The following is a 21,092-nucleotide window of genomic DNA, read 5'->3' as shown; positions in this document are numbered from 1 at the left end:
GTCAGCCGATTCAAGCGTCGAAGCGATTCAAGCTTTGATTCATCATATCTGTGCAACAACCAACGTGCCAATCCGATAGGCGCAACAGCCCCATTCATTAAGTCATCTTGAACGCTGCTACAACAAAATACTCCTGAACTCATGAGATCAATTCAGATCTGGGCCATAGCTGCTCGCCCTGCACACAACACTGTGCTTGCCCTAACACCTTGATCAAAGTCAGATGCAGCAACTTCCCGCAATAGGACGAACGGGTTGAACTGATGGGTCGCCGGGCGTCGGAGGTTGGAGGAACCAGGCGGTCAGCATCATGGATCGACTTGCGCCATCAGCTCCGGCACCGATTCCGGCCGTTTCGCATAACGCTGAGCGAGCACCGCACAGACCATCAATTGAATCTGATGGAACAGCATCAACGGCAGAATCAACACACCAATCGTGCTACCGGCAAACAACACCTGCGCCATCGGCACACCGGTGGCCAGGCTCTTTTTCGAGCCGCAGAACAAAATGGTGATGCGATCTTCCTGGCTAAAACCGAACGCCTTGCCGAGCAGCGTCGACGCCAGCAAGACCAGCGCCAGCAGGATGCAGCAAACCACCACCAGCCCGAGCAGTTCGACTAGCGGGATCTGATGCCAGATGCCTTCGTTGACCGCTTCACTGAATGCGCCGTAGACCACCAACAGAATCGAACCCTGATCAACGAACTTCAGCCAGTTCTTGTTGCGCCCCACCCATGCGCCGATCCAGCGACGGGCGATCTGCCCGGCAATGAATGGCAGCAACAACTGCACGCTGATTTTCAGAATCGCATCCAGCGTCGATCCGCCATCACCGTGGACGTCGAGCAGCAGCGTCACCAGCAATGGCGTGAGGAAAATCCCGAACAGGCTAGAAGCTGCCGCGCTGCAGATCGCCGCCGGAATATTACCGCGCGCCAGCGAGGTGAAAGCGATCGCTGACTGCACCGTGGCCGGCAAGGCGCACAGGTAAAGCATGCCCATGTACAGCTTGTCGCCGATCAACGGAGACAGCAGCGGTTTCAGCGCCAGCCCGAGAATCGGGAACAGCACAAAGGTCAGGCCAAATACCAGCAAGTGCAGGCGCCAGTGCCCGGCACCGGCGATGATCGATTCGCGGGACAGTTTGGCGCCGTGCAGGAAAAACAGCAGTGCGATGGCGATGTTGGTCAGCCAGCCGAAGCCAACGGCGACCTGGCCGCTGGCCGGCAGGAAACTGGCCAGCAGTACGACGCCGATCAGCGTCAGGGTGAAGTTGTCGGGCAAAAAGCGTGGGCGAGTCATGGTCGGTTCATCCGGGGGTTGCCAGGGCGTGCCGACGACTCTAACGTGGCTGCGAATTACCGACTAACGCCGAAGGGCCACAAGATGCCGCCTAAAGGACATGACAAAAGCGTTCGGCGCAGCATTCCCGGGCTGCCCAGCCTGCCGCGTCCACTGTACGGGCGCACCGAATCGCTGCCCAATCGCGCCCTGACCCGGCGCCACAGTCACCCGTGGGTGCAGTTGTCCTATGCGATTCAGGGCGTGCTGGAAATCCAGACCAGTGCCGGCCGCTTCGTCGCCCCGCCCGAACGCGCGGTGTGGATCCCGGCGGGCGTACCGCATCGGGTGTTCAGCTCGCCGCACACGGAAATGCGCAGCCTGTACATAGATTGCAGCGTTGCCGGATGGGCGCTCGAGCGCTGTCATGTACTCGGCGTCAGCGATCTGCTCAGGGAGCTGATCCGCGCGTTCAGTCAGGTTCCGGTGGAGTACGACCAGAGCGGCCCGCATGGACGTCTGGCGCAAGTGATCCTCGATCAACTGGCCGAAGCGCCGCAGATCGACCTAATGCTGCCGCTGCCGCAAGACGCGCGCTTGAAGCAGATCTACCAGAGCCTTGAACAACACCCGGAACAACAGACCACGCTGAGCCACTGGAGCGAGAAGTTCGGCGTCACCGAGAAGACCCTGACCCGCCTGTTTCTGCGCGACACCGGCCTGACCTTCCGCGCCTGGCGCCAGCGCTTGCGCCTGCTCGGCGCGCTGACACCGCTGGAGAAAGGTGAACGCGTCACCGACGTCGCGCTGGCCTGCGGTTACGACTCGACATCGGCGTTTATCGCGGCGTTTCGTCAGCAGTTCGGTGAAACGCCGGGGGAGTTCTTTCGTTGATCAGCGATCCGCCAGCTCTTCCAGCAAATCCGCCGACGGCACGAAATACAGGCTGCCGGTGACCGCCGTGCTGAAATCCAGCAACTTGTCGTAATTACCCGGTGGCTTGCCGACAAACATGTTTTCCAGCATCTGCTCCATCGGTTCCGGCGAGCGCGCGTAACCGATGAAGAACGTGCCGAACTCCCCTGCTCCAGGACGGCCGAACGGCATGTTGTCCCGGAGTATTTTTACTTCCTCGCCGGCTGCATTGGTGATGGTGGTCAGCGCACTGTGCGAGTTGCTCGGTTTGACCGCGTCGTCCAGTTCGATATCGGACAGTTTCGTGCGACCGATGACGCGCTCCTGCGCTTCAACGCTCAGGCCGTTCCACGCGGTCATGTTGTGCAGGTACTTTTGCACCAGCACATAACTGCCACCGCTAAAGCCCGGATCTTCGTCACCGACGATGGTGAAATTGACCGCTTTGCGTCCGACCGGGTTTTCCGTGCCGTCGACGAAACCGATGATGCTGCGCATGTCGAAATAGCGGAAACCCTGCACTTCGTCGACCACCGTCACCGCATCGCCGAGAACCGCCATGATTTGCGTGGCCAGTTCAAAACACAGGTCCATTTGATCGGCGCGAATGTGCAGCAGCAGATCGCCCGGGGTTGCCGGCGCGTGCCGCCCTTCCCCGCCAAATTCGCGAAAACCGTGCAGCGATGCCGGGCGTGGATTACCGAAAAGTCGATCCCAGGCGTTCGAGGAAAAGCCGCAGATACAGGTCAGATTGCCTGTCGGTACGCGCTTGCCAACCGAACGCACCAGCCCGGCGACATCGCCGCACCAGTCTTTGACGGTTTGCGCGGCTTCAGCCCCGTCGTTGAGCGTCGCAACGATGAAAATCGCGCTGCTGGTGATCGGACTGCACACCGCTTGAGGTTCGAGAATGTCGGTATTCATCGCTGAAAACATTGCTCCGTAAAAAGTGCCCGAGCAGTTAACGAGGGCGGATAGTTCGTTTTTAACGAACTGTTGCGCAGAAATAAACGATTTTTCTTTGCCGCAAACTGGTCGCTAGCATGGCCTCGTCTGACCCCAATCCAAGAATAGACAGGGAGCGTGACATGCCAGCCACCAACATCAATATCGGCGAACCATGGATGTGGGGCGCCTTCATCGTCTTCGTACTTGCCATGCTGGCATTGGACCTGTTTGTCTTCGGTGGGCGCAAGGCGCATCGGGTCTCAGTGCGCGAAGCCTTGTCCTGGGTCATCGCCTGGTGCCTGCTGGCACTGAGTTTCGCCGCCCTGCTCTGGTGGTATCTGCACGGCGCGTTCGGCGCCGAGATTGCCCGGGAAAAAACCCTCGAATTCCTCACCGGTTATCTGATCGAGCAATCGCTGTCGATCGACAACATGTTCGTCTTCGTGATGATCTTCAGCTACTTCGCCGTGCCGCCGGAGTTGCAGCGGCGGGTGCTGTTGTACGGCGTGCTCGGGGCGATCGTGATGCGCGCGGTGATGATTTTTGCCGGTGTCTGGCTGGTGTCGCAGTTCGAGTGGCTGCTGTATGCGTTCGGCGTGTTCCTGATCTTCACCGGGATCAAGATGCTGGTGTTCGCCGACCACCAGCCGGATCTGGACAAGAATCCTCTGTTGCGTTGGGTGCGCGGGCATATGCGCATCACCAGCAGCTTTCATGGCGAGCGGTTTTTCGTCCTGCAGAACGGCGTGCGCTGGGCCACGCCGATGTTTCTGGTGCTGGTACTGATCGAGGCCAGTGACTTGATGTTTGCGGTCGACAGCATCCCGGCGATCTTCGCCGTGACGACTGACCCGTTCATTGTGTTCACTTCGAACATCTTCGCGATCATGGGCCTGCGCGCGTTGTATTTCCTGCTGGCGGACATGGCGGACCGCTTTCATCTGCTCAAGTATGGGCTGGCGATTGTGCTGGTGTTCATCGGCGGCAAGATGGTGTTGATGCCGTGGTTGCACATGCCGGTGGAATGGTCGTTGGCGGTGGTCGGCGGGGTGATCCTGAGTTCGGTTCTGCTGAGTCTGGTGATGACTAGAGAAACCGAACGCAGCACGGAATGACACACCACAAAACCTTGTAGGAGTGAGCCTGCTCGCGATAGCGGTCTGTCAAACGACGCGATGTTGACTGATCTGGCGCTATCGCGAGCAGGCTCACTCCTACAGGGGGAGCAGTGTTACTTATCGGACTTGATGTTGGTCCACACGCGGGTGCGTACACGCTCAAGTTTTTGCGGCAACGGCTGCACGACGTAGAGGTTTTTCAGCGCTTCCGGGGTCGGTGTCAGGTTCGGGTTGTCAGTGATTTCCTTGTTGATCAGCGGCATCGAATCCTTGTTCGCATTCGGGTAGCCGAGGAAGTCGCTGATCGGCGCAATCACTTTCGGGTCGAGCAAGGTGTTGAGGAATTCATGCGCCTCGGCGACGTTCTTCGCGCTCTTCGGAATGGCGAAGGTATCGAACCAGATCGGCGCGCCTTCCTTCGGCAGACGCCAGTCAACCACTACGCCGTTTTTCGCCTCTTTGGCGCGATTGCCGAACTGGTAGAAGCTGCCGGAATAACCGATGGCCACGCAAATATCGCCGTTGGCGATGTCAGTCATGTATTTGGCCGAGTTGAAGTAAGTCACGTACGGGCGAACCTTGAGCATCAGCTCCTTGGCTTTTTCATAGTCGGCGGGGTTCTGGCTGTTCGGGTCGAGGCCCAGATAATGCAGGGCCAGCGGTAGGATTTCCGTCGGCGAATCAAGCATCGCCACGCCGCAGGATTTGAGCTTTTCCATGTTCTCCGGCTTGAACACCAGATCCCAACTGTCCACCGGCGCGTTGTCGCCCAGTGCCGCTTTGACTTTGGCCGGGTTGAAGCCGATCAGCACGGTGCCGACCATGTAAGGCACGCCGTACTGGTTGCCCGGATCGTTCTTGCCCAGCAGTTTCAACAGTTCCGGGTCCTGGTGGCTCCAGTTCGGCAGTTTCGATTTATCCAGTTTCTGAAACACGCCTGCCTTGATCTGCGTTTCAAGGAACTGGTTCGACGGCACCACCAGGTCGTAGCCGGAGTTGCCGGTCAGCAGTTTGGCTTCGAGGGATTCGTTGGTGTCGAAGGTGTCCCAAGTCACTTTGATGCCGCTTTTTGCGGCGAAATCCTTGGGCACGGACGGCAGGATGTAATCCGCCCAGTTGTACACGCGCAGTTCGCGTTGCTCAGCCTGGACCGCGCCGGCCAACAGCGACAGCCCACACACAGTGGCACCCAGAATGCGTTTCATCGTGACCATGGTTGTTCCCCAAAAGGCAGCGTGAGTTCGATGGTTTTTATGTTCTGTACACGGCAGCGGCTGTAAAGGTAGCCAAGGGTAAAAAGGGTCGAGCGTCTCGTTGTGGTTTTGATTCTTGCTGACAGCGTAGCTGGAGCACAGTGGGGGATGGGCCAAAAGGGGATCGATGTGGCCAATTTGATTGACCGCCGGGATGCGGAAACAACAATGCCCGGCGAAGGGCCGGGCATTGTGCTGAAGCAGATCAGGTCAGTCGGTGTAACCCAACCTGGCCGCCCTGCTCTGCTCAGTCTGGCCGCGTGTCGCCAGGCAGTAATACAACGGAACGGTCACCACCAGGCCGACCAGCCAGGACAAGTCCGCGCCCTCAACCAGATTGGCGTACGGTCCGACGTACAGCGAGGTGTTGGCGAACGGCAACTGCACGAGGATGCCGATAAAGTACGCAATGATCGCGTGCAGATTGAAGCGCCCGTAAATCCCGCCATCGGCGCGGAAGATCGAGGTAATGTCGTAGCAGCCGCGCTTGATCAGATAGAAGTCGATGAGGTTGATCGACGCCCACGGCACCAGCACCAGCAGCAGCGCCAGAATCAAACCGATGAACTCGGAAATGAAATCCGCCGACGCGCCCAGCGCAACCACGCAGCAACCCGCGAGCACCACGCTCGACAACACCACGCGCACCTTGATGCTCGGCGTCCATTGGCTGGCGAAAGTCTGGATCGAGGTGATGATCGACAGCACCGCGCCATACAGATTCAGCGCGTTGTGGCTGATGATGTTGAGCAGAAACAGCACCATCAGAATCGGCCCGAGCCAACCCGTCGACTGCTTGACCGCGACCATCGCTTCAGTGCCTTCCGGGGTCGCCAGCACGGCCACCGCGCCGAAGCTGAACGACAGAATCGTGCCCAGCGTCGCGCCCAGATAAGTCGCCCAGAACGGTTTGGCAATGCCGATATCCGCCGGCAAGTAACGCGAATAGTCGGACACATAAGGCGAGAAACTGATCTGCCAGATGATCCCCAGCGACACCGTCGCCAGCCACCCCGACAGGTTAAAACTGCCGCGAGTGAGAAAGTCCGCCGGTAAGTCATGGACGAAGATATAGATGAAACCGGCGAGCAACGCGCTGCCCATCACCCAGGTGCCAATGCGGTTCAGCGTGTGAATGAAGTTGTAGCCGATCACCCCGATCGCCGTGGCCGCGAGTGCGCCGATCAGAATGCTCAGCGGCGCCGGCACCGAGGGCGCGATGCCGACGATGGATTTGCCGGCGAGCACGATGTTGGAAATAAAGAAACCGATGTAGATCAGCGCGGCGAAGAACACGATCAACAGCGCGCCATAACGGCCGAACTGGCCGCGACTCTGGACCATCTGCGGAATGCCCATGCGCGGGCCTTGCGCCGACGCCAGCGCAATCACCACGCCGCCAATCATGTGTCCCAGCACAATCGCCAGCAGCCCCCAAAGCAAATCGAGGTGGAACACCTGAACCACCATGGCGCCGGTGACGATGGGCAGTGGCGCAATGTTGGTGCTGAACCAAAGGGTGAATAGGTCGCGGGCCTTCCCGTGGCGTTCCGCGAGTGGGACGTAGTCGACCGTATGGTTCTCGATCAACGGATCTTGCCGGGACATCTGGGACATATGCATGAACTCGAGTTTGTCTGTTCTTATCGTTGTATGAAGCCAAACCGGGAGGACTCTATGGTCGCCCCTCAGATGCAGACCATATTATGGTATTCCAAACAATTCACAAGACTGATCCGCAGTTTGCGGCGCCATCTGATATGCCATGCTCGCTGAATCCGTGGTCTGCAGACCAGCCGAAAGCCCCGTAAATGCTGAGTTTCCGACGAACGCGGCACGTTTATCGGTTCAGCTTAAAAGCCCTTGCAAAGATTGAATACTGGTATACCATCAGACCAACAAACACATAAAAACAGCAGCACCACATCCGAGGACCGACCAATGATCGATGCCGCCATCTACAAACAAGTCATGGGCTCGTTCCCGTCCGGCGTAACCGTTATTACCACCCTGGACGATGACGGTCAGATTGTCGGCCTGACTGCCAGTGCGTTCAGCTCGCTGTCGATGGACCCGGCGCTGGTGCTGTTCTGCCCCAACTACAGCTCTGATTCCTACCCGGTACTGATCAAGAACAAGCGTTTTGCCATCCACGTTCTGTCCGGCGGCCAGCAAAGCGAAGCCTACGCCTTTGCCCGCAAAGGCAAGGACAAGGCCCAAGGCATCGAATGGACCTTGAGCGAACTGGGCAACCCGATCCTCGCCAACGCGACGGCTATCATCGAATGTGAACTGTGGCGCGAATACGAAGGCGGCGACCACGCCATCATGGTCGGCGCGGTGAAGAATCTGATCGTCCCCGAGCAAATTAGCGGGCCGCTGGTGTACTGCCACGGCAAGATGGGCGCCCTGCCCGTCCTGGCCTGATCGTCAGCCCCGCACAATTCAACTGTAGGAGTGAGCCTGCTCGCGATAGCGATTTATCCGATGTCGATATGTTTTCTGACACACCGCCATCGCGAGCAGGCTCACTCCTACAAGTTTTGTAGCCTCAACAACAAAAAATCCGAGGAAGCGTCATGAAATTTTCCCTGTTCATCCACATGGAACGCTGGGACGAAAGCGTCAGCCACCGCCAACTGTTCGAAGACCTCACCGAACTGACCCTGATGGCCGAGGCCGGCGGTTTCAGCACCGTGTGGATCGGCGAACACCACGCGATGGAATACACCATCTCGCCAAGCCCGATGCCACTGCTCGCCTACCTCGCCGCCAAGACCACCACCATCCACCTCGGCGCCGGCACCATCATCGCGCCGTTCTGGCACCCGTTGCGGGTAGCCGGTGAATGCGCGTTGCTCGACGTGATCAGCAACGGTCGCATGGAAGTCGGCCTGGCCCGTGGCGCCTATCAGGTTGAATTCGATCGTATGGCCGGCGGCATACCTGCCTCCAGCGGCGGCCAGGCATTGCGCGAAATGGTCCCGGTGGTCCGCGCCTTGTGGCAAGGCGACTACGCCCACGACGGTGACATCTGGAAATTCCCCACCTCGACCAGCGTACCGAAGCCGATCCAGAAGCCGAATCCGCCGATGTGGATCGCCGCCCGCGACCCGGATTCGCACAACTTCGCCGTGGCCAACGGCTGCAACGTAATGGTCACGCCGCTGATGAAGGGCGACGAAGAGGTCCTCGACCTGAAGAACAAGTTCCAGACCGCACTGGATAACAACCCAGACGTGCCGCGTCCGCAATTGATGGTGCTGCGCCACACCCACGTGCACACCGCTGATAATCCGGACGGCTGGAAAGTTGGCGCAAAAGCGATCTCGCGTTTCTACCGCACCTTCGATGCGTGGTTCGGCAACAAGCAAACCCCGGTCAATGGCTTCCTCGCGCCAAGCCCGGAAGAGAAGTTTGCCGGGCGTCCGGAATTTGAGCTGGAGAGCCTGCACAAGACGGCGATGATTGGTACGCCCGAAGAGATCATTCCGCGGATCAAGTACTACCAGGAACTGGGGGTAGATGAGTTCAGTTTCTGGTGTGACAACAGCTTGCCGCATGAAGAGAAGAAGAAATCGCTGGAGCTGTTTATCAAGCATGTGGTGCCGGCGTTTCGCTAAGTAACCTGGCATCGGAAAGACTTGAAACACGTCATCTGTGGCGAGGGGGCAAGCTCCCTCGCCACACTGAATCAGTGTTCTACGCCAAGCCGCGTCGCCACATCTGCGGGGCCAAGCGTTCGGCCATCGGCAGACTGCAATTCCAGCTTGCGAATCGGCTGGCGGTCCCTTGCATCGACCATCACCGAACCTGGCTCACCCGGCCCATACATGAACTCTCCCCCCCACTGCGATAGCGCGACAATCACCGTCTGCAAGGCTTTGCCGCGATCTGTCAGCACGTATTCCTTATAGGCACCGCCATCAGCAGCCGGCGCGGTTTGCAGGATGCCCTGCTCCACCAGCCCCTTTAAGCGCGCGCTGAGCATGTTTTTCGCGATATCCAGACTCTTCTGAAAATCATTGAAACGGCGAATTCCGTCCAGCGCATCGCGGATGATCAGTAGTGACCACCAGTCGCCGATCAGGTCCAGCGTGCGGGCAACGGGGCAGGCGTTGCCCTGCAAACTTTTGCGTTTCACTTAGACGTACTCCCTCGTATCAGTGGCCGACCGTGCGGCTTTGGGTTGCATCATACAACTCTGCAGCAGATCCACGACTGTACCGACGCAAAACCAGCACCTGCATACAAGTAGCCGGCGCGCTTTGCGCTGATAGTGAATGCTGCCATTTCGGCACTGAACCCCGAAGCAGGAGTTTCCATGAGCACCTTCACCACGCAAGACGGTACCGAGATTTACTACAAGGATTGGGGCAGCGGCAAACCCGTACTGTTCAGCCACGGCTGGCCGCTGGATGCCGACATGTGGGAATACCAGATGGAATACCTGAGCAGCCGTGGCTTTCGCACCATTGCGTTCGATCGCCGTGGTTTCGGCCGTTCCGATCAGCCGTGGACCGGTTATGACTACGACACCTTCGCCGATGACATCGCGCAATTGATCAATCATCTGGACCTGCGCGACGTGACCTTGGTCGGCTTCTCCATGGGCGGCGGCGACGTCAGCCGCTACATCGCCCGGCATGGCAGTGAGCGGGTTGCCGGTCTGGTGTTGTTGGGCGCGGTGACGCCACTGTTTGGCAAGAAAGCCGACTTCCCGCAGGGCGTCGACACCTCGGTGTTCGACGGCATCAAGGCCGGCCTGCTGCAGGATCGCGCGCAGTTCATCGCCGATTTCGCTGCGCCGTTCTATGGCACCAACCAAGGCCAGAAAGTCTCTGCCGGCGTGCTCACGCAAACCCTGAATGTCGCCCTGCTGGCGTCGCTCAAAGGCACGGTGGATTGCGTTACCGCATTCTCGGAAACCGACTTCCGCCCGGACATGGCGAAAATCGATGTGCCGACGCTGGTGATCCATGGCGACGGCGATCAGATCGTGCCGTTCGAAACCACCGGCAAACAGGCTGCCGCACAAATCAAAGGCGCCGAGTTGAAGGTCTACGCAGGAGCGCCACATGGCTTTGCGGTGACCCATGCGCAGGCGTTGAATGAGGATTTGCTAGCGTTTCTCAAACGCTGAATATTCGCCATTAAAAAAGTCCGTCGGCATCGGCTTGACGGACTTTTTTGTTACCCTCGTCAAATGACCCCTTCCGACCTCAACGCAATGGACGAAGACATCTCTGTGCAAGCCGCCGATTGGTGCATGCGTCTGCACGATGACGACTGTCCGCCGGCTGTCCGCCAGGATTTCCAGCGCTGGATAGAGGTCGACCCGCGCCACGCTTTCGAATACGCCAAAATGCTCGAGATCTGGGATCTCAGCGGCCAATTGCCGGATGAACCCGAGACGGCGAAAAAACTCCTCACCGCTCATGGGGTAGCGCCTGAGCGCAAGCGTGAAATCTAGCCGCCAGGTTTTGCCCTTCCCTTCCCGCGGCCAGAGCTGCAGCCCGCATTGTTAAAGGCTTTCGCCGCTCTGCATCAGAATTTTATCTTCACATCCCAGCTTAATAATATTTTACCGATATCCCCCCTCTCCCTAGTCTGACCTCAAGCCAAACGGACAAGCCAACAGCGGCCCGAATCCCACTGCCTTGCTAGGAAGGATGTAGAGATGACCCCTGAAATAATAAAAACAGACACGCTGATCGTGGGTGCCGGCCAAGCGGGCGTGGCCATGAGCGAGCACCTGAGCAAACTCGGTGTGCCGCACCTGGTGCTGGAGCGCAATCGCATTGCCGAACGCTGGCGCACCGGGCGCTGGGACTCGCTGGTTGCCAACGGCCCGGCGTGGCACGACCGCTTCCCTGGCCTGGAATTCGATGACGTCGATCCCGACGGATTTGCCCCGAAAGAACGTGTGGCGGATTACTTCGAAGCCTATGCGAAGAAATTCAATGCGCCGATCCGCACCGGCGTTGAGGTGAAAAGCGTGGTGCGCAATGTCGGTCGCCCGGGTTTCACCGTCGAGACATCCGAAGGTGTGATCGAAGCCAACCGCGTGGTCGCCGCGACTGGCCCGTTCCAGAAACCGGTGATCCCGGCGATTGCTCCGCAAGACCAACGTCTGTTGCAGATCCATTCCGCTGATTATCGCAACCCGCAGCAACTGCCGGCAGGCGCAGTGCTGGTGGTCGGCGCTGGTTCTTCCGGGGTGCAGATCGCCGATGAACTGCAACGTTCCGGCAAGCAGGTTTACCTCTCCGTTGGCGCCCATGACCGCCCACCTCGCGCCTATCGCAACCGGGATTTCTGCTGGTGGCTGGGCGTGCTCGGCGAATGGGATCAGGCGGCGATGAAACCGGGGCGCGAGCACGTGACCATCGCCGTCAGCGGCGCCCATGGCGGTCGCACCATCGATTTCCGTGGTCTGGCCCATCGCGGCATGACCCTGGTCGGCGTCACCGAATCATTCAATAACGGCGTGGTGACCTTCAAGCAGGATCTGCTCGGCAACCTCACTCGCGGCGACGAAAATTATCTGGCGTTGCTGGATGCCGCCGATGCCTACATCGAGCGCAACGGCCTCGACCTGCCGGAAGAACCGGAGGCGCGCGAAACCTATCCGGACCCTGAGTGCGTGAAGAATCCGCTGGCCGATCTGGATCTGGCCAAGGCTGGCGTCACCTCGATTATCTGGGCCACAGGGTTTGTCGTGGATTACTCCTGGCTGCAAGTGAAAGCATTCGATGACAAGGGCAAACCGGTGCATCAGCGCGGCGTGTCGAGCGAACCGGGGGTGTATTTCCTCGGGCTGCCGTGGCAGTCACGCCGGGGGTCGTCGTTCATCTGGGGTGTGTGGCACGACGCCAAGCATGTTGCCGATCACATCGCCACCCAGCGCAAGTATCTGGACTACCGCGATGCCGAGCAGCGTGAAGCCGCACTGCATTCGAGCAGCCACAACAAAGCCGCCGATACCGTCGACGCTTGATTGCCTTTTTTCGCTCCGGCGCCGGTTGCGCCGGGCCAACCTTCTTCAGGAGCCTTTCATGAGCCAGCCCACCCACACTCGCATCCGCATGTTCAACACCAAAGACACCTACCCCAACCAGACGCTGGACAACGATCTGTGCCAAGCCGTGCGCGCCGGCAACACCGTGTATGTGCGCGGTCAGGTCGGCACGGATTTCGACGGCAATCTGGTCGGTCTCGGCGACCCGCGCGCGCAAGCTGAACAAGCGATGCGCAACGTCAAGCAACTGCTGGAAGAAGCCGGCAGCGACATGAGCCACATCGTCAAAACCACCACCTATCTGATCGACCCGCGTTACCGCGAGGCGGTGTATGGCGAAGTCGGCAAGTGGCTCAAAGGCGTGTTCCCGATTTCCACCGGGCTGGTGGTGTCGGCACTGGGGCAGCCGCAGTGGCTGATGGAGATTGATGTGATTGCGGTGATTCCTGAGTAAGGCATCACACCGCGTTATGGCCATCGCTGGCAAGCCAGCTCCCACAGGTATCGGGTTGATCACAACATCTGGGCTTAACTCAAAACCCTGTGGGAGCTGGCTTGCCAGCGATGAGGCTCTCAAGGACAACATCTTCCTAGAAAGGAATAAGCAGATGACCTTTTCAATCACAGCCCGCTGCGCCGAAACCGGCCAGTTCGGTGTCGCCATCAGCTCCTCCAGCATCGCCGTCGGCGCCCGCTGTCCGTGGCTGCTGCCGGGGGTCGGCGCGGTGTCGAGCCAGAACATCACCCTGCCGTCCCTCGGCCCGGAAGTCCTTGCGCTGATGGAGCAAGGTTTGACGCCGGACGATGCGCTGGACAAAGTCCTCACCCGCAACGGCTACAGCCAGTACCGCCAGATCACCGCGATCAACCACCTTGGCCAGACCGCGCATTTCAGCGGTGCGCAAACCCTCGGCGTGCACAACGCCGTGACCGGCGAACAGTGCGTCGCCGCCGGCAACATGCTCGCTGGGCGTTCGGTCATCGAAGCGATGGTCAGCGCCTTCGAGGATGGCGAAGGTCAACTGGCTGATCGCCTGCTCAAAGCCCTGCACGCCGCACAAGCGCTCGGCGGTGAAGCCGGCCCGGTGCATTCGGCCGCCGTTGTGGTGGTCGGCGAGCAGACCTGGCCGATCGTCAACCTGCGCGTGGATTGGGCCGATGAAGACCCGATCGGCCAGCTGCAAAAACTCTGGAACGCTTACGAGCCGCAGCTTCAGGACTACATCGACCGCGCCCTCGATCCGGCCAAGGCACCGGGTTATGGCGTGGCCGGGGATGATCGATGAACAGTGTCGAGTTGCTCAAGGCGCTGGTGGCGTTCGACACCACCAGCCGAGAATCCAACTTGCAGCTGATCGAATTCGTCCGCGATTACCTCGAAGGTTTCGACGTCCCGTGTGCGCTGATTTACAACGACGAGCGCAGCAAAGCCAACCTGTTCGCCACGATCGGCCCGGTGGATCAACCGGGCATTGTGCTGTCCGGGCACACCGACGTGGTGCCGGTCGACGGCCAGCCGTGGACGCTGCCACCGTTCGAACTGACCGAACGCGACGGCAAGGTGTTTGGGCGTGGTACCGCAGACATGAAGGGTTATATCGCCTGCGTGCTGGCCTTGGTGCCGTTGCTGGTTAAAACGCCGCTGCGCCTGCCGGTGCACATTGCCCTGTCTTACGACGAAGAGGTTGGCTGCCTCGGCGTGCGCTCGTTGCTCAAGGTCTTGCAGCAACGCCCGATCAAGCCATTGCTGTGCATCATCGGCGAACCGACCGAACTGAAACCGGTGCTTGGCCACAAAGGCAAACTGGCAATGCGCTGCGACGTGCACGGCCATCCGTGCCATTCGGCGTACGCGCCGCTCGGCGTCAATGCGATTGAATACGCCGCCGAACTGATCGCTGAGCTGGGTCGTCTCGGTCAGCAACTGAAAGCGTCGGAGCATCACGATGCGCGCTTCGACCCGCCCTACAGCACGGTGCAAACCGGGGTGATCAGCGGCGGCAAGGCCTTGAACATCGTGCCTGCCGATTGCCGTTTCGATTTCGAAATCCGCGCCCTGCCCTCGCAGGATCCAGCGCTCGTTGCCGAAGCGCTGCAAACCTATGCTGAACGCGAAGTGCTGCCGCGCATGCGCGCGGTCAGTGCGCAGAGTGATATCCGCTTCAGCGCCTTGTCGGCGTATCCGGGATTGGCCACCGATGCACAAAGTCAGGCCGCCGAGCTGATTTCAGTGTTCTGCGGTTCAAAGGATTTCGGCACTGTAGCGTTTGGTACCGAAGGCGGACTGTTTGATGCCGTAGGGATTCCCACGGTGGTCTGCGGCCCCGGCAGCATGGATCAGGGCCACAAACCCGACGAGTTTGTCGCCCTCGAACAGTTGCAGGCGTGCGATGCCATGCTGCAACGGATGCTGGCGTTTATCAGCCTCTGACCAGCGGCTCGACGGCACTCACGAGTGCAGTCGGGCCATTTCTACGCGGCAATGGTCAACAAACAACTGCACCGGTTTGGTCAGTTGCACCCGCCGCAACCAGGCCGCCGACAAGCCCGACCCGGTGACGTTTTCCGCCAGCGGCACACAGACGACTTGCTGGCCGTCGTAGGTGTAGTCGCTGAACGGTTTGGTCACCAGAATCGAGAAGCCGAAACCGTTGCCGACCATGCCGCGCACCATCTCGATCGATGGCGAGCTGAAGACGATGTTCGGCGTCAGCCCGCGCTCTTCGAAGATGCTCACGAAATAGGTGCGGCTCGGCACCACGTCGAGCAGAATCATCGGTTCCAGCACCAGATCATGCAGCGAGACTTTCGCCTGTTGCGCAAAGCGATGGCTGGCCGGCAGCAACGCATAAGGCTGCTGCGGCGGCATCAGCGGCGTGGTTTCAATGGTGCTGTCCAGATCGTGCTCGAACATCATCGCGACGTCGATGCTGCCAGCGGTCAGAGCCTGCACCAGCTCTTGTTGCTCGCCATCACGAATGCGGATTTCCACCCCCGGCCAGCGCGCCTTGAACCCGGCGATCAGGCGCGGCAGGTACAGCGGCGCGACGGTTTCGAAACAGCCGATATCGATCTGCCCCGCGACCACATCATTGTCGGCCAGGGCGTTCTGCTCAAACTCATGGGCCACCCGCAGCAACTCCAGCGCCTTGCGATAGAACCGCGAACCGCTGGGCGTCAGAGAGACGCCTTGGGCGTGATGGCGAATGAACAACTGCACGCCGAAACTTTCTTCCAGATGCTTGATGGCCGTGGAGACCGAGGGTTGCGCGATGTAGAGCTTGCGCGAGGCTTCGGCGACGCTGCCGCAATCAGCCGTGGTGACGAAATATTTGAGCTGGCGCAGGTTGTAGGCGGCCATGTGAGTCTCCCAAAGAGCGCAGGTGTTCGCCCTGTTTCCCTGGCGCACGATCAAGCTTGAACATACCGGACGCCGGCGCCAGCCGAAGCATATTTTTTTTAAGGTCTGAAGCAACAAACTTACTAATTTATCTATGCCGATGCTTTGCACATGATCACTTCAACAAGAAATGCGCCGCCCGTGCCGGCGCTTGCCGAAGTACGTCCACGTACTCATCCTTGCCTTGGAGTTCGTCATGGCTACCCCTGCAGCATCCTCCGCTCCGCTGATTGAAAAACACACGATAGGCTATGTGCCCCCCGAAGATCGCCACGGAAAGGTCAGGGATCTGTTCACGCTCTGGTTCGGCGGCAACATCGCACCGTTGCCCATCGTTACCGGTGCACTGGGCGTGCAGTTGTTTCACTTGAATCTGCTCTGGGGCATCGTCGCGATTCTCGTCGGCCATCTGGTCGGCGGCGTGCTGATGGCGCTGCACTCGGCGCAAGGCCCGCAGATGGGCATCCCGCAGATGATCCAGAGCCGCGCGCAGTTCGGCTCCCTCGGCGCATTGCTGGTGGTGTTGATTGCCGGCGTCATGTACATCGGCTTTTTCGCCTCCAACATCGTGCTGGCCGGCAAATCGCTGCACGGTGTGGTCGACAGCGTTCCAGTGCCCGTCGGCATCGTCATTGGCGCAGTCGGTTCGGGGATCATCGGCATCATCGGCTACCGTTTTATCCACGTGCTCAATCGCATCGGCACCTGGGTGCTGGGGATCGGCATCGTCGTCGGTTTCGGCTACATCTTCACCCACATTCAAACTGACGACTTCCTCACCCGGGGCAGCTTCAACCTCTCCGGTTGGCTCGCCACTGTGTCGCTGGCCGCGTTGTGGCAGATCGCGTTTGCCCCTTACGTGTCCGACTATTCGCGTTACTTGCCGGCCGACGTGAAAGTCTCGTCGACTTTCTGGACCACGTATCTGGGTTCAGCGCTGGGGTCGAGTCTGGCGTTCATCTTCGGTGCCGTCGCCGTGCTGGCGACGCCGGTAGGCATGGACACCATGGACGCGGTCAAACTCGCCACTGGCTCCATTGGCCCGCTGATGCTGGTGCTGTTCCTGCTCAGCGTGATCAGCCACAACGCCCTCAACCTGTACGGCGCGGTGCTGTCACTGATCACTCTGGTGCAGACCTTCGCCTACCGCTGGATCCCCACCGCCAAGAGCCGCGCAGTGATCTCGATTATCGTGCTGCTGGCCTGCTGCTTTGCCGCCGTGGGCGCCTCGAAAGATTTCATCGGCCACTTCGTCGACATGGTGCTGGTGTTGCTGGTAGTGCTGGTGCCGTGGACGGCGATCAACCTGATCGACTTCTACGCCATCCACAAAGGCCAGTACGACATCCAGTCGATCTTCCAGGTCGACGGCGGCATCTACGGCCGCTACAACCCGCAGGCGTTGCTGGCTTACGCGATCGGCATCGCCGTGCAAATTCCGTTCATGAACACGCCGCTGTACGTCGGCCCGGTGTCGGCGCACATCAACGGTGCGGATCTGTCCTGGCTGGTGGGACTGCTGGTGACCTCGCCGCTGTATTTCTGGCTGGCCAACCGCGACACCTCTTATCGTCGGCGGATGATGGGCGGGAAACTGGCGAGCAGTCTGTGAGATTGATGCGCTGAAAAAGAAGGCCCGCACTGTGCGGGCCTTCTCCGTTGCGCTGTGGTATTTCTGTAGGTCTGACGACAATTGGGTAAGGGACATCCAATGCTGCGAATACTCGGTAAAGCCTCATCGATCAACGTGCGCAAAGTGCTGTGGACTTGCGCTGAATTGCACATTCCTTTCGAGCGCGAAGACTGGGGGTCGGGCTTCAAATCGACCAACGATTCGGCGTTTCTCGCGCTCAATCCCTGCGCCATGGTGCCGGTGATTCAGGACGGTGATTTCACGCTGTGGGAATCGAACACGATCATTCGTTATCTGGCCGCACGGTATGACGGTTCGCACCTCTATCCGACTGACGCGCAAACCCGGGCGCGGATCGATCAGTGGATCGACTGGCAGGCGTCGGAGCTGAATCGCTCGTGGTCGTACGCCTTCATGTCGCTGGTGCGCCAGTCGCCCGACTATCAGGACAACGCCGCGCTGGCGAACGGCATTGAGCAATGGTCGAAGACCATGGCCATCCTCGACCGGCAACTGGAAAAGACCGGCGCCTACGTCAGCGGCGAACAGTTTTCTCTGGCGGACATTCCCATCGGACTGTCGGTGAACCGCTGGTTCGAAACCCCACTGGCTCACCCGGATTTTGCCGCGGTGAAAGCCTATTACGAGCGCTTGAGCCTGCGTCCCGGCTACTTGCTGCACGGTCGCAACGGCACGCCGTGATCGAGGTTATTTGCTTTTGAACGCCTCACGCCGCGCCTGCCGTTCGGCGGCGTAGGCGGCTTGTGGCTGGCTGATCAGATCCTCCCGACGCAACGGTTCGCCGCAGTGCTCGCACAGCGGCCCGAGGCCGGCGTCGTGGTTGCAGTTTTTGTGGGTCATGTTCACCGCCAGCCCCTCTTCCGGTGTTTTGCACCAGGTTTCTCCCCACGCCCGCAACGCAATGATCACCGGATAGAACGCCTCGCCCTTCGCGGTGAGGTGGTACTCGTAGCGTTTCGGTCGCTCGTTGTACAAGCGGCGCTCGACCAGCCCATCCGCTTCCAGACATTTCAGACGCGCGGCGACCATTTGCGGCGTACCGCCGGTCTGCGCCTGAATCTCGTCATAGCGATGATTGGCCATGAACAACTCGCGCAAAACCAGCACGGTCCAGCGGTCGCCGACGATCGTTTCGGCCCGGGAAATCGGGCACAGCGTGTCGGGAAGACTATCGTTTACTGCCATCAGGGCTTGCCTCTTTTACAGTTACTATGATTATCATATCTACACGATGCCGGGACAAGCCCTGTGCACCGATAATCCCATTGCCGGAGCAAGCCGCCATGTCGAATACCGCCTACCCGCTGGACAGAACCGCCTATCTGCTGGTCGATCCATACAACGATTTTCTGTCGGACGGCGGCAAGATTTTCCCTTTGATCAAACCGATGGCTGAACAGAACGGCCTGCTCGACAACCTGCGCAAACTCGACCGCACGGTGCGCGAGCTGAACATTCCGGTGGTCATCGTACCCCATCACCGCTGGGAAAAAGGCGACTACGAAAACTGGGATCACCCGACTCCCACGCAATGCAAAATCATGCACATGCATCATTTTGCCCGGGGCGAATGGGGCGGTGAATGGCACCCGGATTTTGCGCCGAAGGACGGCGATATCGTGGTTCAGGAGCACTGGGGTTCCAGCGGTTTTGCCAACACCGACCTGGATTTTCGCCTGAAGCAGCAAGGTGTCACCCACGTGGTCATCGTCGGCCTGCTGGCCAACACCTGCATCGAAGCCACCGCGCGCTATGCCTCGGAACTGGGCTACCACGTCACCCTGGTCCGCGATGCAACGGCGGCCTTCAAAGCGGAAATGATGCATGCCGCCCACGAACTCAACGGCCCGACATTCGCGCACGTGATTGCCAGCACGGACGAACTGATTGCTCGACTCAAAGCCCAGGGTGAAGCGCAATGAATCTGACCGGCCACTTGCTGATCGGCGCGGCGGATGTCGCCGCCACCGAAGGCACGATGAAAGCCCTGAATCCGGCCACTGAACATTTGATCGAACCGGACTTCGCTTTCGGCGGTGCGGCACAGGTTGATCAGGCAGCGACACTTGCCGACGTGGCATTCGACCGCTACAGCCACACCTCGCTGGCCGAGCGCGCGGCGTTCCTCGAGAGCATCGCTGACAACCTCGACGCAGTACGCAGTGAACTGGCGGCACGCGCGGCACTGGAAACCGGACTGCCCGAAGCTCAGCTTGAGGGCGAAGCGTTGCGAGCCGCGACCCAGTTCCGCCAGTTCGCCGATGTGGTGCGCCGGGGCCGCTTTCTGCAATTGGCCATCGACCCGGCGCAACCCGAACGTCAGCCGCGCCCACGGCTGGATCATCGCCTGCAAAAAATCGCCATCGGCCCGGTGGCGATTTTCGGCGCGAGCAACTTCCCGATTGCCTATTCGGTGGCGGGCGGCGATACCGCGTCGGCACTGGCGGCCGGGGCAACGGTGATTCTCAAGGCACACAACGCGCATCCCGGTGCCTCGGAAATCCAGGCCCGCGCCATTCGTAAAGCCGTGCAGACGCATGGCTTGCCCGAAGGTGTTTTCTCGATGGTGCGCGGTGGCGGCAATGCCATTGGCCAAGCGCTGGTCGATCATCCGCTGATCAAAGCCGTGACCTTCACTGGCTCCGAACCGGGTGGCATGGCGCTCTATCGCCGCGCGCAATTGCGTCCCGAGCCGATCCCGGTGTTCACCGAAATGACCAGCGTCAACCCGACCTTCATCCTGCCCAAGGCGCTGGCGGCTCGCGGCGCCGAAATCGGCGACGGCTTTATCGAACGTATGCTGGTCAATGTCGGGCAGGCCTGTTTGTGTCCGTCGATCCTGATCGCCATCCGCGGTGCGGGGTTTGATCAGCTGCGCAACGCCATGCGCAAACGGGTCAGTGAGGCGCCGGCGCGGACGATGCTGACGCCGGGCATTCATGGCGCCTACGTCGAGGGGCTGATGGCCATGGAACGTGCCGGCGCGCAGCTGATCGCGGCAGGCACGCCGGCCGATACCACGCTTGCCGGACGTGCTGCGTTGCTGGAAGTCGAGGGACACCAATTGCTCGGCGAACCAGAGTTGGCCCTCGAAGTGTTTGGTCCGTCGGCGCTATTGGTTGCTGTCAACGATGAGGCCGAGCTGCTGGCCGTCGCCCGTTCGTTCAAGGGTCAGCTCAGCGCGGCGATTCACCTTGAAAGTATCGATCTGGAAGTGGCGCGGCGCCTGTTGCCGATTCTCGAACGGCGCACCGGACGCATCGTAGTCAACGCCTTCGCCCACCCACAGGAGGTGACCTTCGCCACCGTACACGGCGGGCCGTTTCCGGCTACATCGGACAGCCGCTTCACGTCAGTCGGCATGACCTCGATCGAGCGCTTCTTGCGGCCCGTGGCGTATCAGGGGTTTCCCGATGAGTTGTTGCCAGAGGTGTTGCGCGAAGGGAATCCGCTGAATCTGCCGCGCAGCGTCGACGGGCAATAACGGCGATCCGGTG

Annotated in this window: 21 protein-coding genes; 14 read left to right on the top strand and 7 right to left on the bottom strand. The window is 59.9% G+C overall.

Annotated features, from left to right (window positions below; genetic code table 11):
• Window positions 1–308: 308 nt before the first annotated feature.
• Window positions 309–1,307 (bottom strand): bile acid:sodium symporter family protein, encoded by a 999-nt coding sequence (locus tag AC3IUF_RS12155; protein ID WP_007910866.1) that lies wholly within the window; start codon window positions 1,305–1,307, stop codon window positions 309–311.
• An 84-nt stretch (window positions 1,308–1,391) separates the two neighbouring features.
• Between AC3IUF_RS12155 and AC3IUF_RS12150 the strand changes: the two genes are divergently transcribed.
• The gene (locus AC3IUF_RS12150) at window positions 1,392–2,180 is read left to right on the top strand and encodes an AraC family transcriptional regulator (protein WP_095111479.1); all 789 of its coding nucleotides are present in this window, start codon (window positions 1,392–1,394) and stop codon (window positions 2,178–2,180) included.
• On the opposite strand, the gene AC3IUF_RS12145 is transcribed toward AC3IUF_RS12150, so the two are convergent.
• Window positions 2,181–3,125, bottom strand: coding sequence for a Dyp-type peroxidase (locus tag AC3IUF_RS12145; RefSeq protein ID WP_007910862.1), 945 nt, complete (start codon window positions 3,123–3,125; stop codon window positions 2,181–2,183).
• Between the two features lie 164 nt (window positions 3,126–3,289).
• Between AC3IUF_RS12145 and AC3IUF_RS12140 the strand changes: the two genes are divergently transcribed.
• Window positions 3,290–4,264 (top strand): TerC family protein, encoded by a 975-nt coding sequence (locus AC3IUF_RS12140; protein WP_489281111.1) that lies wholly within the window; start codon window positions 3,290–3,292, stop codon window positions 4,262–4,264.
• A gap of 116 nt (window positions 4,265–4,380) precedes the next feature.
• Here AC3IUF_RS12140 and AC3IUF_RS12135 read toward each other — a convergent pair whose 3' ends face one another.
• Together AC3IUF_RS12135 and AC3IUF_RS12130 are read right to left on the bottom strand one after the other, a co-directional pair.
• The gene (locus AC3IUF_RS12135; protein ID WP_007910859.1) at window positions 4,381–5,481 is read right to left on the bottom strand and encodes a polyamine ABC transporter substrate-binding protein; all 1,101 of its coding nucleotides are present in this window, start codon (window positions 5,479–5,481) and stop codon (window positions 4,381–4,383) included.
• Between the two features lie 249 nt (window positions 5,482–5,730).
• Complete coding sequence (locus tag AC3IUF_RS12130) at window positions 5,731–7,137, bottom strand: purine-cytosine permease family protein (protein WP_489281110.1); 1,407 nt, start codon at window positions 7,135–7,137, stop codon at window positions 5,731–5,733.
• A gap of 324 nt (window positions 7,138–7,461) precedes the next feature.
• On the opposite strand from AC3IUF_RS12130, the gene AC3IUF_RS12125 reads away from it, so the two are divergent.
• Together AC3IUF_RS12125 and AC3IUF_RS12120 are read left to right on the top strand one after the other, a co-directional pair.
• Window positions 7,462–7,947: a flavin reductase family protein gene (locus AC3IUF_RS12125; RefSeq protein WP_007910854.1), complete on the top strand. Its 486-nt coding sequence runs from the start codon at window positions 7,462–7,464 to the stop codon at window positions 7,945–7,947.
• 152 nt (window positions 7,948–8,099) lie between these two features.
• The gene (locus tag AC3IUF_RS12120) at window positions 8,100–9,143 is read left to right on the top strand and encodes an LLM class flavin-dependent oxidoreductase (protein ID WP_489281109.1); all 1,044 of its coding nucleotides are present in this window, start codon (window positions 8,100–8,102) and stop codon (window positions 9,141–9,143) included.
• 71 nt (window positions 9,144–9,214) lie between these two features.
• Here the strand turns inward: AC3IUF_RS12120 and AC3IUF_RS12115 are convergent, their stop codons facing one another.
• On the bottom strand, window positions 9,215–9,664 hold the full coding sequence (locus tag AC3IUF_RS12115) for a winged helix-turn-helix transcriptional regulator (RefSeq protein ID WP_007910850.1): 450 nt from the start codon (window positions 9,662–9,664) through the stop codon (window positions 9,215–9,217).
• 180 nt (window positions 9,665–9,844) lie between these two features.
• On the opposite strand from AC3IUF_RS12115, the gene AC3IUF_RS12110 reads away from it, so the two are divergent.
• From AC3IUF_RS12110 to argE, 6 genes are all read left to right on the top strand, one after another.
• Window positions 9,845–10,663, top strand: coding sequence for an alpha/beta fold hydrolase (locus AC3IUF_RS12110; protein ID WP_095111482.1), 819 nt, complete (start codon window positions 9,845–9,847; stop codon window positions 10,661–10,663).
• A 63-nt stretch (window positions 10,664–10,726) separates the two neighbouring features.
• Window positions 10,727–10,993, top strand: coding sequence for a FecR/PupR family sigma factor regulator (locus AC3IUF_RS12105; protein ID WP_007910846.1), 267 nt, complete (start codon window positions 10,727–10,729; stop codon window positions 10,991–10,993).
• A 207-nt stretch (window positions 10,994–11,200) separates the two neighbouring features.
• Window positions 11,201–12,520, top strand: a complete 1,320-nt coding sequence (locus AC3IUF_RS12100) for a flavin-containing monooxygenase (RefSeq protein WP_489281108.1) — start codon at window positions 11,201–11,203, stop codon at window positions 12,518–12,520.
• Window positions 12,521–12,578: 58 nt separating this feature from the next.
• Window positions 12,579–12,995 (top strand): RidA family protein, encoded by a 417-nt coding sequence (locus tag AC3IUF_RS12095; RefSeq protein WP_007910844.1) that lies wholly within the window; start codon window positions 12,579–12,581, stop codon window positions 12,993–12,995.
• A 154-nt stretch (window positions 12,996–13,149) separates the two neighbouring features.
• Window positions 13,150–13,827 carry a DUF1028 domain-containing protein gene (locus tag AC3IUF_RS12090; RefSeq protein WP_007910843.1) on the top strand — a complete coding sequence of 226 codons (678 nt, stop codon included), beginning with the start codon at window positions 13,150–13,152 and terminating at the stop codon, window positions 13,825–13,827.
• Window positions 13,824–14,972, top strand: coding sequence for an acetylornithine deacetylase (argE, locus tag AC3IUF_RS12085; RefSeq protein WP_489281107.1), 1,149 nt, complete (start codon window positions 13,824–13,826; stop codon window positions 14,970–14,972). Before AC3IUF_RS12090 ends, argE begins: the two co-directional genes overlap by 4 nt.
• A gap of 18 nt (window positions 14,973–14,990) precedes the next feature.
• Here the strand turns inward: argE and AC3IUF_RS12080 are convergent, their stop codons facing one another.
• Entirely contained in the window at window positions 14,991–15,902 is a 912-nt protein-coding gene (locus AC3IUF_RS12080) for a LysR family transcriptional regulator (protein ID WP_095111486.1), read from the bottom strand.
• A gap of 235 nt (window positions 15,903–16,137) precedes the next feature.
• On the opposite strand from AC3IUF_RS12080, the gene AC3IUF_RS12075 reads away from it, so the two are divergent.
• Together AC3IUF_RS12075 and AC3IUF_RS12070 are read left to right on the top strand one after the other, a co-directional pair.
• Window positions 16,138–17,553, top strand: a complete 1,416-nt coding sequence (locus tag AC3IUF_RS12075) for a purine-cytosine permease family protein (RefSeq protein WP_007910838.1) — start codon at window positions 16,138–16,140, stop codon at window positions 17,551–17,553.
• Between the two features lie 99 nt (window positions 17,554–17,652).
• On the top strand, window positions 17,653–18,276 hold the full coding sequence (locus AC3IUF_RS12070) for a glutathione S-transferase family protein (RefSeq protein ID WP_007910836.1): 624 nt from the start codon (window positions 17,653–17,655) through the stop codon (window positions 18,274–18,276).
• 6 nt (window positions 18,277–18,282) lie between these two features.
• Here AC3IUF_RS12070 and AC3IUF_RS12065 read toward each other — a convergent pair whose 3' ends face one another.
• The gene (locus AC3IUF_RS12065) at window positions 18,283–18,780 is read right to left on the bottom strand and encodes a winged helix-turn-helix transcriptional regulator (RefSeq protein WP_489281106.1); all 498 of its coding nucleotides are present in this window, start codon (window positions 18,778–18,780) and stop codon (window positions 18,283–18,285) included.
• A 98-nt stretch (window positions 18,781–18,878) separates the two neighbouring features.
• Here AC3IUF_RS12065 and AC3IUF_RS12060 point away from each other — a divergent pair, with 98 nt between their 5' ends.
• Window positions 18,879–19,517, top strand: a complete 639-nt coding sequence (locus tag AC3IUF_RS12060) for a cysteine hydrolase family protein (protein ID WP_007910832.1) — start codon at window positions 18,879–18,881, stop codon at window positions 19,515–19,517.
• Complete coding sequence (locus AC3IUF_RS12055; RefSeq protein WP_489281105.1) at window positions 19,514–21,079, top strand: aldehyde dehydrogenase (NADP(+)); 1,566 nt, start codon at window positions 19,514–19,516, stop codon at window positions 21,077–21,079. The genes AC3IUF_RS12060 and AC3IUF_RS12055 overlap by 4 nt, the downstream gene beginning before the upstream one ends.
• Window positions 21,080–21,092 lie beyond the last annotated feature (13 nt).

It is taken from the genome of Pseudomonas sp. KH_040, assembly GCF_057839305.1.
Note: the sequence above shows the minus strand (reverse complement) of the source record. Positions and strands in the feature narration are given on the sequence as shown.

Coding starts and splice junctions, on each gene's coding strand:
- AC3IUF_RS12155 (WP_007910866.1), bottom strand. CDS start 1,307: ATGACTCGCCCACGCTTTTTGCCCGACAACTTCACCCTGACGCTGATC.
- AC3IUF_RS12150 (WP_095111479.1), top strand. CDS start 1,392: ATGCCGCCTAAAGGACATGACAAAAGCGTTCGGCGCAGCATTCCCGGG.
- AC3IUF_RS12145 (WP_007910862.1), bottom strand. CDS start 3,125: ATGAATACCGACATTCTCGAACCTCAAGCGGTGTGCAGTCCGATCACC.
- AC3IUF_RS12140 (WP_489281111.1), top strand. CDS start 3,290: ATGCCAGCCACCAACATCAATATCGGCGAACCATGGATGTGGGGCGCC.
- AC3IUF_RS12135 (WP_007910859.1), bottom strand. CDS start 5,481: ATGGTCACGATGAAACGCATTCTGGGTGCCACTGTGTGTGGGCTGTCG.
- AC3IUF_RS12130 (WP_489281110.1), bottom strand. CDS start 7,137: ATGTCCCAGATGTCCCGGCAAGATCCGTTGATCGAGAACCATACGGTC.
- AC3IUF_RS12125 (WP_007910854.1), top strand. CDS start 7,462: ATGATCGATGCCGCCATCTACAAACAAGTCATGGGCTCGTTCCCGTCC.
- AC3IUF_RS12120 (WP_489281109.1), top strand. CDS start 8,100: ATGAAATTTTCCCTGTTCATCCACATGGAACGCTGGGACGAAAGCGTC.
- AC3IUF_RS12110 (WP_095111482.1), top strand. CDS start 9,845: ATGAGCACCTTCACCACGCAAGACGGTACCGAGATTTACTACAAGGAT.
- AC3IUF_RS12105 (WP_007910846.1), top strand. CDS start 10,727: ATGACCCCTTCCGACCTCAACGCAATGGACGAAGACATCTCTGTGCAA.
- AC3IUF_RS12100 (WP_489281108.1), top strand. CDS start 11,201: ATGACCCCTGAAATAATAAAAACAGACACGCTGATCGTGGGTGCCGGC.
- AC3IUF_RS12095 (WP_007910844.1), top strand. CDS start 12,579: ATGAGCCAGCCCACCCACACTCGCATCCGCATGTTCAACACCAAAGAC.
- AC3IUF_RS12090 (WP_007910843.1), top strand. CDS start 13,150: ATGACCTTTTCAATCACAGCCCGCTGCGCCGAAACCGGCCAGTTCGGT.
- argE (WP_489281107.1), top strand. CDS start 13,824: ATGAACAGTGTCGAGTTGCTCAAGGCGCTGGTGGCGTTCGACACCACC.
- AC3IUF_RS12080 (WP_095111486.1), bottom strand. CDS start 15,902: ATGGCCGCCTACAACCTGCGCCAGCTCAAATATTTCGTCACCACGGCT.
- AC3IUF_RS12075 (WP_007910838.1), top strand. CDS start 16,138: ATGGCTACCCCTGCAGCATCCTCCGCTCCGCTGATTGAAAAACACACG.
- AC3IUF_RS12070 (WP_007910836.1), top strand. CDS start 17,653: ATGCTGCGAATACTCGGTAAAGCCTCATCGATCAACGTGCGCAAAGTG.
- AC3IUF_RS12065 (WP_489281106.1), bottom strand. CDS start 18,780: ATGGCAGTAAACGATAGTCTTCCCGACACGCTGTGCCCGATTTCCCGG.
- AC3IUF_RS12060 (WP_007910832.1), top strand. CDS start 18,879: ATGTCGAATACCGCCTACCCGCTGGACAGAACCGCCTATCTGCTGGTC.
- AC3IUF_RS12055 (WP_489281105.1), top strand. CDS start 19,514: ATGAATCTGACCGGCCACTTGCTGATCGGCGCGGCGGATGTCGCCGCC.